13 protein-coding genes are annotated in these 12,736 nt (G+C 60.7%); 11 read left to right on the forward strand and 2 right to left on the reverse strand.

From position 1 onward, the window contains the following. Positions 1–23: 23 nt before the first annotated feature. Together ccmA and ACEWMW_RS00745 are read left to right on the forward strand one after the other, a co-directional pair. Positions 24–602, forward strand: coding sequence for a heme ABC exporter ATP-binding protein CcmA (gene ccmA / locus ACEWMW_RS00740; protein WP_409411974.1), 579 nt, complete (start codon positions 24–26; stop codon positions 600–602). Beyond that, entirely contained in the window at positions 599–1,255 is a 657-nt protein-coding gene (locus ACEWMW_RS00745) for a heme exporter protein CcmB (protein ID WP_409411975.1), read from the forward strand. Before ccmA ends, ACEWMW_RS00745 begins: the two co-directional genes overlap by 4 nt. Before the next feature lie 25 nt (positions 1,256–1,280). Here the strand turns inward: ACEWMW_RS00745 and map are convergent, their stop codons facing one another. After that, positions 1,281–2,111: a type I methionyl aminopeptidase gene (gene map, locus ACEWMW_RS00750; RefSeq protein WP_409411976.1), complete on the reverse strand. Its 831-nt coding sequence runs from the start codon at positions 2,109–2,111 to the stop codon at positions 1,281–1,283. An 86-nt stretch (positions 2,112–2,197) separates the two neighbouring features. Between map and ACEWMW_RS00755 the strand changes: the two genes are divergently transcribed. The 6 genes from ACEWMW_RS00755 (at position 2,198) to glnA (ending at position 7,891) form a co-directional block, all read left to right on the forward strand. After that, positions 2,198–3,586 (forward strand): leucyl aminopeptidase family protein, encoded by a 1,389-nt coding sequence (locus ACEWMW_RS00755; RefSeq protein WP_409411977.1) that lies wholly within the window; start codon positions 2,198–2,200, stop codon positions 3,584–3,586. A gap of 77 nt (positions 3,587–3,663) precedes the next feature. Continuing rightward, positions 3,664–4,005, forward strand: coding sequence for a hypothetical protein (locus tag ACEWMW_RS00760; protein ID WP_409411978.1), 342 nt, complete (start codon positions 3,664–3,666; stop codon positions 4,003–4,005). A gap of 8 nt (positions 4,006–4,013) precedes the next feature. Next, the gene (gene argC, locus ACEWMW_RS00765) at positions 4,014–4,940 is read left to right on the forward strand and encodes an N-acetyl-gamma-glutamyl-phosphate reductase (protein ID WP_409411979.1); all 927 of its coding nucleotides are present in this window, start codon (positions 4,014–4,016) and stop codon (positions 4,938–4,940) included. Between the two features lie 113 nt (positions 4,941–5,053). After that, complete coding sequence (locus ACEWMW_RS00770) at positions 5,054–5,764, forward strand: hypothetical protein (RefSeq protein WP_409411980.1); 711 nt, start codon at positions 5,054–5,056, stop codon at positions 5,762–5,764. 298 nt (positions 5,765–6,062) lie between these two features. Then, a complete protein-coding gene (locus tag ACEWMW_RS00775; protein ID WP_409411981.1) occupies positions 6,063–6,401 on the forward strand; it encodes a P-II family nitrogen regulator in 339 nt (112 codons plus the stop codon). 80 nt (positions 6,402–6,481) lie between these two features. Then, positions 6,482–7,891 (forward strand): type I glutamate--ammonia ligase, encoded by a 1,410-nt coding sequence (glnA, locus tag ACEWMW_RS00780; RefSeq protein ID WP_409411982.1) that lies wholly within the window; start codon positions 6,482–6,484, stop codon positions 7,889–7,891. A gap of 117 nt (positions 7,892–8,008) precedes the next feature. Here glnA and ACEWMW_RS00785 read toward each other — a convergent pair whose 3' ends face one another. Beyond that, complete coding sequence (locus ACEWMW_RS00785; protein WP_409411983.1) at positions 8,009–10,213, reverse strand: EAL domain-containing protein; 2,205 nt, start codon at positions 10,211–10,213, stop codon at positions 8,009–8,011. 209 nt (positions 10,214–10,422) lie between these two features. Between ACEWMW_RS00785 and ACEWMW_RS00790 the strand changes: the two genes are divergently transcribed. From ACEWMW_RS00790 to ACEWMW_RS00800, 3 genes are all read left to right on the forward strand, one after another. Beyond that, positions 10,423–10,896 (forward strand): DUF3592 domain-containing protein, encoded by a 474-nt coding sequence (locus tag ACEWMW_RS00790; RefSeq protein ID WP_409411984.1) that lies wholly within the window; start codon positions 10,423–10,425, stop codon positions 10,894–10,896. An 89-nt stretch (positions 10,897–10,985) separates the two neighbouring features. Next, the gene (locus tag ACEWMW_RS00795; protein WP_409411985.1) at positions 10,986–11,603 is read left to right on the forward strand and encodes a lysozyme; all 618 of its coding nucleotides are present in this window, start codon (positions 10,986–10,988) and stop codon (positions 11,601–11,603) included. Positions 11,604–11,721: 118 nt separating this feature from the next. Continuing rightward, the gene (locus ACEWMW_RS00800; RefSeq protein ID WP_409411986.1) at positions 11,722–12,735 is read left to right on the forward strand and encodes a hypothetical protein; all 1,014 of its coding nucleotides are present in this window, start codon (positions 11,722–11,724) and stop codon (positions 12,733–12,735) included. Position 12,736: the final 1 nt, after the last annotated feature.

Raw genomic sequence — 12,736 nt, forward strand, 5'->3', positions numbered from 1 at the left:
ATCCCCGCCTATCGCCCTCGCCCATGGACGCGCGCCTCTCCGCAACCGACCTTGCCTGCCGCCGGGGCGACCGCGTTCTGTTTGCGGGGATGTCGTTCGCCCTGGCTGCGAGCGAGGCGCTGCAAGTCACCGGGCCGAACGGCTGCGGGAAGACGAGCCTGCTGCGGATCGCCGCCGGATTGCTGCGCCCCATGGCAGGCGCAGTCGAGTGCTCCGGCAGCATCGGCATGGTGGATGAGCGGCATGCGCTCGATCCTGAATTGCCATTGGGCGACGCGCTGGAATTCTGGGCCGGGCTGGACGGCGCGGACATCGCTTTGGCGGCGCAGCAATTGGAGTTGGACGAGCTGCTCGATGTGCCGGTGCGCTTTCTCTCGACCGGCCAGAAGAAGCGCGCCGCGCTCGCTAGGTTGGCGGGGCAAGACGCAGCCATCTGGTTGCTCGACGAGCCGCTCAACGGGCTGGATACCTCGGGCACCGCACTGGTCGAGCGGTTGGTGGCGAAACACTGCGCGGGCGGCGGAATTGCGCTGGTCGCATCGCATCAGGCGATTGCACTGCCGGGCGGTCAAACCATCGCGATTGGGGACTACGCGCCATGACGCTGGCGAGGCTCTTGAGGCGCGATCTGCGCCAATTGCTGCTCGGCGGATCGCGCGGCGGCGCGGTGCTGCCGCTGCTTTTCTTCCTTGCCGTGGCGATGCTCTATCCCTTTGCGGTTGGACCCGATCCGCAATTGCTCGCGCGCACGGGCGGAGGCGTGATCTGGGTCGCAGCGCTGCTCGCCAGCATCTTGCCGCTCGACCGGCTGATCGCGCCCGATCTCGAGCGCGGGACATTCGACCAGCTGGCGCTGCGCGGCATTTCTGAAGAGGCGGTGATCGCGGTGCGGCTGCTGGCGCATTGGCTGAGCTTCGGCCCACTGCTGATCCTCGCCGCATTTCCGGCCGCCGCGCTGCTCAACCTTGAAGGCGACACGATGCGTCTGCTGCTGCTCGGCCTGCTGGCAGGAACACCGGGCTTGGCGGCCATCGGCGTGATGATCGCTGCGCTTACGGCAAGCCTGCGGGGCGGAGCCGCGCTGGGCGGATTGCTGCTGATTCCGCTCGCCGTGCCGCTGCTGATCTTTGCGGCAGGCGCGCTGGCCCGCGGAGATTTGGGCGGAATCGGCTTTACCGGCGCGATCAGCCTAGTGCTGGTGGCGATTGCGCCCTTTGCGGGTGGCGCGGCTATCCGGGCCGCGCGAGAAGGTTAATGTATGGATGAAGTCGAGAGGGCGATCAAAGATAAGGCGGCTTGTGCAACCCCTTGGGGCTTTCGGTAAAGATCTCCGCGCCGTTTTCGCTCAACCCAATCGAGTGCTCGAACTGCGCCGATAGCGACTTGTCGCGCGTCACCGCGGTCCAGCCGTCATTCAAGAGCTTCACATGCGGGCGGCCGAGGTTGATCATCGGCTCGATGGTGAAGAACATGCCGGGCTTGAGCTCAGGCCCCGTCCCCGCTTTCGCCGCATGGACCACTTCGGGCGCATCGTGGAACAGCCGCCCCAGCCCATGGCCGCAGAAATCGCGCACCACGCCGTAGCGGTATTGCCGCGCATGCGCTTCGATCGCCGCGCCGATATCGCCCAGCCGCGCGCCGGGCTGCGACGCCGCTTCGATCCCCAGCATCAGGCATTCATGCGTCACATCAACCAGCCGCTTGGCCTTCAGCGGCACATCGCCGACGAGGAACATGCGGCTGGTATCGCCATGCCAGCCGTCCAGCAGCGGGGTGACATCGATGTTGACGATGTCGCCTTCCTTCAGCACCTTCTCCGAAGGGATGCCGTGGCACACGACATGGTTGATCGAGATGCAGCAGCTATGCGTATAGCCGCGATAGCCTAGCGTCGCGGGCACAGCCCCGCCATCGAGCGTCATCTCGCGCACCTTGTCGTCGATCGCTTCGGTAGAGACACCCGGCTCCACAAAACTCGTCAGCTCGTCGAGGATCTGCGCAGCCAGCCTCCCGGCCTTGCGCATGCCGGCAAAGCCTTCCTCGCCATGCAGTTTGATGGTGCCGTCACGGTAGACGGTCTGCTCGCTGTCAATTGCCTGGTATTCGGTCATGCGCGCTCATGTAGCGATACCGGGGCGAAAATGCGAGAGTGCACAGGAGAGGTGACAGCGCGGTATCGTGCGGGCAATAGGACGCCATGAGCACCAAGAACGATCTGATTCAGCCCGACAAGGGGCAAACTGCGACCGATATCCACCTCGTCAACAAGGACGGGGTCGATGATTGGGCGAAGAAACTGAGCGCTGGACAACGCTCCGCGCTCAAGGCGCAGAAGTTTGATGGCAGCGCGGGCCAGACCGCCATCATTCCCGATGGGGACGACTGGTTTGCGGCGGGCGGGGTCAAGGATCCCACCGCGCTCACCAGCTGGTGCATGGCCCGGCTGGGCGAGGCGCTTCCCGCGGGCATTTACCGCCTGGCTGACGGCGATCCGGGCGCGGCAACGCACGGCTGGCAGTGCGCGCAATACAAGTTCCGGCGTTACAAGGATGCAACGGATGACGAAGGCCCGCGCATCCTCCTGACGAAAGAGGCCAAGGCGATCGACCTCGCGCTGGCGGAAGCGCGCGCGGTCTCGCTGGTGCGCGATCTGGTGAATACACCTGCGGAAGACATGGGCCCCGCCGCGCTCGAAGCCGAAGTCGAATCGCTTGCCAAGCGTTTCAAGGCGAAGCTGGAGGTAACGCGCGGCGACACGCTGGAGCAGGAATTCCCCATGGTCCATGCGGTGGGCCGCGCTGCCGAGCGCAAGCACGCGCCGCGCCACCTGCACCTCACTTGGGGCAAGGAGAAAGACCCGGTGCTGGCGATTGTTGGCAAGGGCGTATGTTTCGATTCGGGCGGGCTCGACATCAAGGGCGCCTCCGGCATGCTGCTGATGAAGAAGGATATGGGCGGCGCGGCGCACGCTATCGCGTTGGCCGGGCTGGTGATGGAGACGCACTTGCCCGTGCGGCTGCACCTGCTCGTTCCCGCAGTCGAGAATGCGATTGCAGGCAATGCCTTCCGCCCCGGTGATGTTCTCAAGAGCCGCAAGGGACTGACGGTGGAGATTGGCAATACCGATGCCGAAGGGCGGCTGATCCTGGGCGATGCGCTCACCCGCGCGAGCGAGGAAAAGCCCGAGTTGATCATCGATTTCGCTACGCTGACTGGCGCGGCGCGCGTTGCCCTTGGCCCGGATTTCCCCGCGCTGATGGCGCGCAAGGACGAGACCGCCGACGCGCTGCTCGCAGCGGGCAAGACGGTGGATGACGAGTGCTGGCGGCTGCCGCTGCCCGAAAGCTATGCCGAGTGGCTCAAATCCGACATCGCCGATACCAACAATACGCATAACACCGGCTTTGCCGGGGCGAGCGTCGCCGGCCTGTTCCTCGACAAATTCGTCGGGGACGGGGTGGATTGGGCGCATTTCGACACCTTCGCCTGGCGCCCCACAGCCAAACCGGGGCGCCCCAAGGGCGGCGAAGCGCTGGGCCTGCGCGCATCCTTCCATATGTTGCGCGAACGCTTCGGCAAGGATTGAATGCTATACCGCTCCTTGCGAGGGGCGCGGGCACCAGCTAAGCGCGCGCTCACGAAAAGAGGGGCAATGATCCGCTAATGAGCGACAGCGGCACATATGGATTGCCAGAAGGCATCATCGGGCTAACCGGCCCGATCACCAAGCCTGCGCCCGGCACGCTGCCTTTGCGCGGCGATCTGGCGCATGTCGCGCTGGCGAACCGCTTCCTCGCGGCGCACTATGTGATCCCCGAAACTCGTGAGATCGGCCCCGGCGGAGCACAGTTCCTGCTCCAGCCGAACGATGATTCCGAACAGGGTGAAGCGCTGGAACCCGGCGCACAGGTAGAAGTTCTCGACGTGGCCGGTGACTGGATTTGGGCCTGTGCCGGGCCGGAAGGGCCATCGGGCTATTTCCGCACCGCCGCGCTTGCTGCATAAGCCAGCACATGACTCATAGTGTGTTTATCGACGGTGCCGCTGGCACCACCGGCCTCGAAATTCGCGAGCGGCTTTCCCCGCGAGAAGAATTCGAGCTTATCGTGCTCGGGGATGACAAGCGCAAGGATGCGAAGGCGCGGCGCGGGGCGCTCAACGAAGCAGATTTTGCGATCCTGTGCCTGCCTGATGAAGCCGCGCGCGAAGCGGTTGCATTGATCGACAATCAACACACGCGGGTCATCGACGCCTCGACAGCGCACCGCACCGCCCCTGGCTGGGTGTATGGTTTTCCCGAAGTCTCCGGCCATACCGCTGTCGCCGATGCCCACCGGGTCTCGAATCCGGGCTGCTATTCGACCGGCTTCATCGCATTGGTCGCGCCGCTGGTTCGCGCAGGACTGTTGCCCGCCGACTGGTCCTACACTTGCAATGCCGTGTCAGGATACTCGGGCGGCGGCAATGCGTTGATCGAACGGTTCGAAGCCGATACCCACATTGCCTGGCGCGGCTATGCGCTGACGCTGGGTCATAAGCATGTGCCCGAGATGCAGCAGCGCTGCGGGCTGAGCGCCGCGCCTCTCTTCACTCCGGCTGTGATCCCGGCCCATCGCGGGATGGTGGTGGAAGTGCCGCTTCCGCTCGCCGCTATGACCGGTACCGGATCGATTGAAGACATGCGCGAGTGGCTGGCCAATTTCTATGGCGAGAGCCGGATCGTCGTGATGGGCCATGAGCCCAAAGACGGCGAGTTGCTGCTGCGGTCATCGCCCCAGCCGAACGACCGGATGGAACTGTTCGTCTTCGGCAATTTGGACGGGAGCCAGGCGCGTCTCGTTGCGCGGCTCGACAACCTCGGCAAAGGCGCCAGCGGCGCGGCGGTCCAGAGCCTTAACCTGATGGCGGGCTTGCCCGAAACAACGGGCTTGCGACTCTAAGAAGACTGAGCGCTCTCAGTCGTATATTTCGAGGTTTTCACTTGTGCGGCTTAGGCGGTGTCTTCAGCATCCGCTTGAGCACTTCGTCCTCTTTGCATTGATTGGTGTCTGTCATGGAACGTGACTTTATAGAAGAATTCTTTGGCTTCAAACCGGAAGACGCTTCTCCCGAGCAGATCAAGGTAATGAAAGCCATTTTAGAAAGAACATTGATACCCCTTGAGGGGGCCAGCGAGTATACGAAAGCGGTTGGAGAGCTCTGCTCTTCATGGGCGTGGCTTGACCGCGCCCTAGACCAGATGTTTGAGCCGATCCTTGATTGCCCTACCGAACAAGTTGCCTGTATTCGCAGTGACAATACTGGCGCGCGATGCAACATGCTGAGCCAATTGCTTCACACCATAGAAATCCCGACCGAATGGCACGAATGGATTGATGGCCTTTTGACAAGAGCGCGTGGCGAGCTGGCAAGCCGTCGAAACCGGATCGTTCACGACGCATGGATACTTGACGAAAGCGACATCAGACGCATCGACAAACGACCCGCCCTAAAATCTGCGCAGGCCGGGGAACCTCGCTCGCTCAGCTTTGATGTTGAACACGAAGAAACCGCCGCAAAGGTTCATGAACTCATTAGTCGCGTCTTTACGGTCACTCAGGCTCTACGGCATGCGCATTATGCGATTTCTCACTGGAGATCTCAAGGACAGTTCCCACAACTTGATGCGAGATGGCTTCCAGCGAATAAGCAGAACGCGCAAGCGCATCATCTCCAATCAGACCCAGGGGACGCTCAGCAACTGCTTTATCCAGTCTGGCCCTAAACTGATCGGTTGAATCCACCTGCTTTGCCACCTACACCATGCACAAATTTTAGGCAGCAGTGCCTAGCGTTTGGGCGACGAAGTAGACGACCGGCGTGCCGACCAGCTTTGCTACCGCTTGAGCGCCTACAAAAAGCGCTGCGAATCCAACATTTCGCTCACGGTCTGAATTACTTCCGCCCCAAAACGGAACTTTGGCACGATTCTTGGATTAGAATTAGCATTGGATCCAACAATACGCCGGCCTGCCTGATATTCTTGGCACGGACCGGCCAGAACTGCAGGGGCGTCTAGCGTCGTGAAAAAGATCGAAGCGATCATCAAGCCGTTCAAGCTGGACGAGGTGAAGGAAGCGCTGCACGAAATCGGCGTGTCCGGCATCACCGTCACCGAAGCCAAGGGTTTCGGCCGCCAGAAAGGCCATACCGAACTCTACCGCGGCGCAGAATATGTCGTCGACTTCCTGCCCAAGGTGAAGCTCGAAGTGATCGTCAGCGACGAGATCGCCGAACGCACCGTCGAAGCTATCGCCGCTGCCGCACAAACCGGCCGCATCGGCGATGGCAAGATATTCGTTTCCCCGATCGAAAGCGCCCTGCGCATCCGCACCGGAGAAAAAGACGACGACGCGGTTTAGGCCGCATCCCGCCAACTGCTCTGCCCGGCCCGTGGCCTGGTGAGCGCAACCCAAACCCCAATGCTGGAGTAATCACTACAATGTCGAATGCGAAAGACGTCCTCAAACAGATCAAGGACGAAGAAATCGAATGGGTCGACCTGCGCTTCACCGATCCCAAGGGCAAGTGGCAGCACCTCACCATGACTGCAGGCGTATTGGACGAAGATGCGCTGGAAGACGGCCTGATGTTCGACGGCTCGTCGATCGAAGGCTGGAAGGCGATCAACGAATCCGACATGATCCTGCGACCGGACCTGAATCAGACATACATCGATCCGTTTTCGGCCACTCCGATGCTGATCCTGTTTTGCGACATCGTCGAACCATCGACCGGGGACCTCTACGGTCGCGACCCGCGTTCGACCGCCAAACGCGCCGAATCCTACCTCAAGTCGACCGGCATCGGTGACACGATCTATGTCGGCCCCGAACCCGAATTCTTCATGTTCGACGATGTGCGCTTCGAAGACGGCTATGCCGGATCGGGCTACATGATCGACGACATCGAGCTGCCGACCAACACCGGCAAGGAATACGAGATGGGCAACATGGCCCACCGTCCGCGCGCCAAGGGTGGTTACTTCCCCGTCGCGCCGGTCGATTCGGCAGTGGATATCCGCGCCGAAATGGTCTCGACGATGCTCGAGATGGGTCTCAACATGGACAAGCACCACCACGAGGTGGCCGCTTCCCAGCACGAGCTCGGCATCACGTTCTCAGAACTGGTCACCACCGCCGACCAGGTGCAGGTCTACAAGTACGTTGTGCAGCAGGTTGCCCATGCATATGGCAAGACCGCGACCTTCATGCCCAAGCCGATCAAGGAAGATAATGGCTCAGGCATGCACACCCATATGTCGATCTGGAAAGACGGCAAGCCGACCTTCGCGGGCAATGGCTATGCCGGCCTGTCGGAAACCTGCCTCCATTACATCGGCGGCGTGATCAAGCACGCGAAGGCGCTCAACGCTTTCACCAATCCGACCACCAACAGCTACAAGCGCCTGGTGCCGGGCTTTGAAGCTCCCGTGCTGCTGGCCTATTCGGCGCGCAACCGTTCGGCATCGTGCCGCATCCCCTATGGTGCGGGCGACAAGGCAAAGCGCGTCGAGTTCCGCTTCCCCGATCCACTGGCCAATCCCTACCTCGCTTTTGCAGCACTGCTGATGGCGGGCCTCGACGGGATCCAGAACAAGATCCACCCGGGCGACGCGATGGATAAGAACCTCTACGACCTGCCGCCGGCAGAGCTCGCTGAAGTTCCGACCGTTTGCGGAAGCTTGCGCGAAGCGCTCGAAGCGCTCGAAGCCGATCACGAATTCCTCTTGAAGGGCGACGTCTTCTCGAAAGACCAGATCGACGCCTACATGGAACTCAAGTGGGAAGATGTGATGCGTTGGGAGACCACGCCGAGCCCGGTCGAGTTCGACATGTATTACTCGTCCTGATTTGTTCAATCTCGGAAAACAGAATGGCCGCTCGGGAAACCGGGCGGCCTTTTTCGTACCCCTCCCCGGCTAGCTACAGTCAGCCGGGGCGTTGGATGATGTCGGCAGTTTACCGGCTCAGGCCGCTCTGCTTCCCAGTTCAAGCTGGACGAATTTTGGTGGCAGCTTTTCCCCATCTTCGACCTGGGACATCGGATACGAGCCCGGTCCCAATGCAGCCAGAGGCATACCGGCTTCCGCAAGCGCATAGGGCGAAACCCTCCTGCTTGTGACCAGCCCATTGGTACCATCGTTGACGAGCGGCACTTCGAATTCCACGCCCTGGCTTGTCGGAGTCGAATGCGCGACCTTGGCAACGGCCAACTGGCCTCCTCCAAGGTCGAGAACGACCTTGGTTCCCACGGGAACGTCCGCCAGCCCCTCGATCCGGGCGCCCGATTTCGAGATATTGCGCAGCATGATGTCGTAGTAGTGATCCTCGTGGATCAGACCGACCTTGCGATACGATGTATAGCGATCGGAACGATAGCGTGGCGGGCCATCCGGAGTGAAGCTGTGCAGGCCCTTGTCGAACCGTTCGATCAGATCCTCCTGCGGGATTGGCTTCGAATATATGAAGCCCTGGACGAGGTCTGCTCCACGCTCTGAAACCAGCTCGAGCTCGTCCATGGCTTCGACGCCCTCGGCAACGGTTTCCATGCCAAGAGCACCTGCAATCGCGACAATTGCAGAGATGATGGCGGGATTGGTGTCGCCGCTTTCGGTGCAGCCGCGCACGAAGCTTTGGTCGATCTTGATCTTGTCGAATGGGGCCCGCTTCAAATATCCCAGTGATGAATAGCCGGTGCCAAAATCGTCCAGCGCGAGGCGTACGCCCATCTTCTTGAGTTTTGCGAATGTAGTGTCGACGGAATCGACTTCGCCGACAAATACACTCTCGGTAATTTCAAGCTCGAGCCGAGAAGGATTGAGCCCGCTTTTCCGCAGCGCCGAGTCCACGGCTTTGCAGAAATCGGCAGTCATAAATTGCTTGGCCGAGACATTCACGGCCAGCCGGATTCTATCGGGCCATTTTGTCGCATCCATGCACGCCTGGTGCAGTGCCCAATCGCCCAACTTGACTATAAGATCGGATTGCTCGGCAATGGGAATAAATACGGCAGGAGAAATATTGTCGGCTCCCGGCCGATCCCAACGCATGAGGGCTTCGAAGCATTTCACGTTACCGTCGTGCGGATTGACCAACGGTTGATAATTGAGCTTGAATTCGCCCTTCTCCAGAGCGTCGCGTAGCTGGTCCTGCACATCTGCTCCCCGTGCAGCTTCTTCACGGAGCTGGGCAGTGTAGAAGCGGTATGTGCCGCGTCCGCTCTCTTTTGCCGCATAAAGCGCGAGGTCAACCGCGCGGTTCAAATCGGTGGTTTCAAGTCCGTCGTAAGGTGCAATCGCGATGCCGATCGAAGTGCCGATCATCGCTCGGCGACCGTTGATGGAGTAGGGCTGCGACAGCAACTGGATTATGCGGCTAGCCAGATTGCCAAGCTCTCCGCGGTCATCAAAGTCCGGCAGGATGATCTGGAATTCATCGCCGCCCAACCGACCGACTTCACCGCGATCCTTGACGAGCGATTTCAAGCGGTCACCCACTTGCTTGAGCAATTCATCCCCGGCCGGGTGGCCCATGGTATCGTTGACCTGCTTGAAACGGTCCAGGTCCAGCATCATCAGCGCACAGCTCCGGCCCGCCGCCTGGTAGGCGCTGAGGATCGTCTTGAGGCGCCCGTTGAGGCGACGCCTGTTGGCCAATCCGGTCAACTCGTCAAACTGCGATTGACGATTGACGTCTTGCTGGTGCCGATATTCGAGCGTGATATCGACGCAATTGCCGCGGTAGCCGCGAAATATTCCGTCCTGATCGAAAAACGGCGTGCCCGAGATGCGCCACCAGCGTGGATTCTGACGCCCGCTATCGACTTCCGAAGGCGCCTGAACCTGCACGATCTGATTTTCGATCTTCGATTTTGAAACGACCGAGAAGCTCAGCGGTCTGATATTGGTTTGCTCTTCATCGTCTTCAGCATCGACGAAGATTGTCGCGATCGGAGCGCCAAGGAGCTTGCCCGCACTACCACCAAGCGACGCGAGAGCACCCGGGGAAAGATACACCAGGTTGCCATGCTCATCGGTTGCCCAAAAAGAACCTACGCCGGATGCCTCGACCTGCGAGAGAATCTCCGGGCCAAGCTCGCTCGGGCTGTATCCAACATTCTGCATTGGTACCGTTTCACTGCGACCTGATTTCACGGTGAGCTTAATGCCCATCTTTCGTTCCCTAATGTGTGCTCTTTGCCTTTGGTTGCAAAATCAATCGCTTGGTCAAATCGCTGTCTTATTCATGCCAAGTGTTAACAAAAAATCGTTTCACAAACGTTAGCCAATCCGCCTGCAATGGGACGGGCTTCGAGGGGTTCTTCCCAGCCTTGTCCCGCAAGATCTTCATCGCGCGGCCTGTCTTGTGTTAAGCATAAGTCATGCCCGAGCTTGCCGACGTCTTCGCGCGCCTGTTCGCCCATACGCCCGCTACGGTGTTCAGCCTCTTGGGTCTGGCGCTGGTCGCGGGTGCTGGCGGGCTGACTTACCGCGCAATCCGGTTGATGGGCGGAGAGAGTGCTGGCGGCACGATCATCCGCTGGCACAAGCGCACCACTGACGACACCGTATCCTACGCGCCCGTCGTGCGCTTTCAGGCCGGCGCGCAAGGCGAATTCGAAGTGCAAAGCTCGACTGTGTTCGAGGACAAGGAAGGCGACATCAACGTGCCGGTGATGATGCGGTATGATCCGCGCAATCCCGAACGCGCTGATATCGAGGGGCGGCATCATCCCTGGCGGCCGATGATTGCGCTACTTGTGCTCGCCGCCGGTGCCTTCACTGTCGCGTGGCAGGCGGGCGGATATGAGGAAACAGCCGGCGCGCATGACGCGAGCGAGTTCGCGATTCCCTGAGAAGTCTCTCGTAGCGCGCAGGCATTTTCCTACTTCGCCCAATCCTGCTTAGTCCTCCGGCCTCCCTTTCCCATTCTGCGAGGCCTTTCATGCACACCGACACCAACCGCAAACCCCTGTTCGATACCGTCCGCGACCTTCTCGGGCGCGGCTTGAGGCAGTCCGAAGTCGTGCGGATTGATCACGCCTTGGACGCCATGAATATTGGCCCCATGGACAGTGCTCCATGTGCTCCATCGAGTAGGAGTTCGCGAAAGATCACGCCCGCAGGCATCGCCCTTATCAAGCGCTTCGAAGGCTGCGCGCGAAAGCGCCATGACGGGCTGGTCGAAGCCTATCCCGATCCCGGCAGCTCCGACGGTACACCGTGGACGATCGGCTGGGGCGCTACCGGACCTGATATCGGCCCCGGGACTGTTTGGACACAAGAGCAATGCGACGAACGCCTCGAACGTGACCTCGAACTCCACGCCGCCGACGTCTCTGCTGCGCTGGGCGATGCACCAACTACCCAAGCCCAATTCGATGCGCTGGTCTCGTTTCATTACAATACGGGAGCAATCGCGCGCGCAACGCTGACCAAACTTCACCGCCGCGGCGATCACGCAGAAGCAGCGCGCGAATTCGCCCGCTGGATCTACAATGACGGCAAGGTACTGAAAGGTCTTGTGAAACGCAGAAAAGCCGAAGCGGCGCTCTATGGCTGAGCGGTCTCTTGCCCCGCGATTAACGAAGCTCATTCGCCGATTGGGAAGCGCAGCACGCCTAGCTTTGCGGGAAATATTCGGTCTATCAAACGTTGGAGCGGCAATAGGAGATTTGCAGATGCGTACCATCATTGCAGGAGTGGCGGCCATCGCCATGGCCACATCAGTCGCTTATGCCCAGCCCGGTCAGGGTAAGGGCAACAGTAACGGCAAGGACAAGGGCCAGTCGGCGCAAGTCGACCGCGGACCGGGCCAAGACAAAGGCAATGGCAACGCCAAGCGCGGCGGACCCGACGCCAATCAGGGCAAGAAGGACCGGGGGGCGCAGGCACACCGCGTCAATTATGACCGTGACAACCGGGGTCAGGGTTCGGGCAAGGCCGACCGCGGCAATCAAGGCCAGGGCAACAGCTCAGACTATCGCGGCAATCGCGGACAAGGCCAGGGCAATGCCAATCGCGGACGTGACTACGATGACCGCGATTATCGCGGCGGGCGTGACCGCGATGGCGGATTGCTCGACCGCGTGGCGCGGCTGCCCTATTCCAGCAATCGCGGCTTGATCGATGGCTGCCCTCCTGGCCTGCGCAAAAAGAACCCGCCCTGCGTCCCCCCGGGCCAGGCCAAGAAGCAGGGCTATTACGGCAGCGGATATTATCGTCCGTCGCTGTTCGGCCTCGGCGGACTGCGTGACGGCCGCTATTACTACAATGACGGCTACCTGATGCGGATGGGCTCGAACAATCTCGTCAACGCCTTTATCCCGCTGCTCGGCGGCGCGCTTGGTATCGGCAATGTCTGGCCAAGTTACTATCAAGCTGCCCCGGTGCCGAACTATTATCAGAGCTATTATGGGCTCGAACCGCGGGGCTACCGCTATGCCGATAACGTGCTTTACCGTGTCGATCCCGAAACAGCAGCGATCACCTCGGTCGCAGCACTGCTGACGGGTGATGACATCCGCGTCGGCCAGCCAATGCCTTCGGGGTATGGCGTCTACAATGTGCCTTACAGCTATCGCGATCGCTACTACGATCGCCCCGATGCGCACTACCGCTATTCGGATGGCTACATCTACCAGGTCGATCCGGAAACCCGGCTCGTCGCGGCTGCCATCGAACTTCTCATCTAGG

The sequence above is a fragment of the Litorerythrobacter xanthomarinus genome, from assembly GCF_046254955.1.
Taxonomy (GTDB): Bacteria; Pseudomonadota; Alphaproteobacteria; order Sphingomonadales; family Sphingomonadaceae; genus Qipengyuania_C.

Bases quoted from the DNA above. Each gene is read 5' to 3' on its own strand.
- ACEWMW_RS00760 (WP_409411978.1), top strand. From the start codon at position 3,664: ATGAGCGACAGCGGCACATATGGATTGCCAGAAGGCATCATCGGGCTA.
- argC (WP_409411979.1), top strand. From the start codon at position 4,014: ATGACTCATAGTGTGTTTATCGACGGTGCCGCTGGCACCACCGGCCTC.
- glnA (WP_409411982.1), top strand. From the start codon at position 6,482: ATGTCGAATGCGAAAGACGTCCTCAAACAGATCAAGGACGAAGAAATC.
- ACEWMW_RS00770 (WP_409411980.1), top strand. From the start codon at position 5,054: ATGGAACGTGACTTTATAGAAGAATTCTTTGGCTTCAAACCGGAAGAC.
- ACEWMW_RS00745 (WP_409411975.1), top strand. From the start codon at position 599: ATGACGCTGGCGAGGCTCTTGAGGCGCGATCTGCGCCAATTGCTGCTC.
- ACEWMW_RS00795 (WP_409411985.1), top strand. From the start codon at position 10,986: ATGCACACCGACACCAACCGCAAACCCCTGTTCGATACCGTCCGCGAC.
- ACEWMW_RS00790 (WP_409411984.1), top strand. From the start codon at position 10,423: ATGCCCGAGCTTGCCGACGTCTTCGCGCGCCTGTTCGCCCATACGCCC.
- ACEWMW_RS00755 (WP_409411977.1), top strand. From the start codon at position 2,198: ATGAGCACCAAGAACGATCTGATTCAGCCCGACAAGGGGCAAACTGCG.
- ccmA (WP_409411974.1), top strand. From the start codon at position 24: ATGGACGCGCGCCTCTCCGCAACCGACCTTGCCTGCCGCCGGGGCGAC.
- ACEWMW_RS00800 (WP_409411986.1), top strand. From the start codon at position 11,722: ATGCGTACCATCATTGCAGGAGTGGCGGCCATCGCCATGGCCACATCA.
- ACEWMW_RS00785 (WP_409411983.1), bottom strand. From the start codon at position 10,213: ATGGGCATTAAGCTCACCGTGAAATCAGGTCGCAGTGAAACGGTACCA.
- map (WP_409411976.1), bottom strand. From the start codon at position 2,111: ATGACCGAATACCAGGCAATTGACAGCGAGCAGACCGTCTACCGTGAC.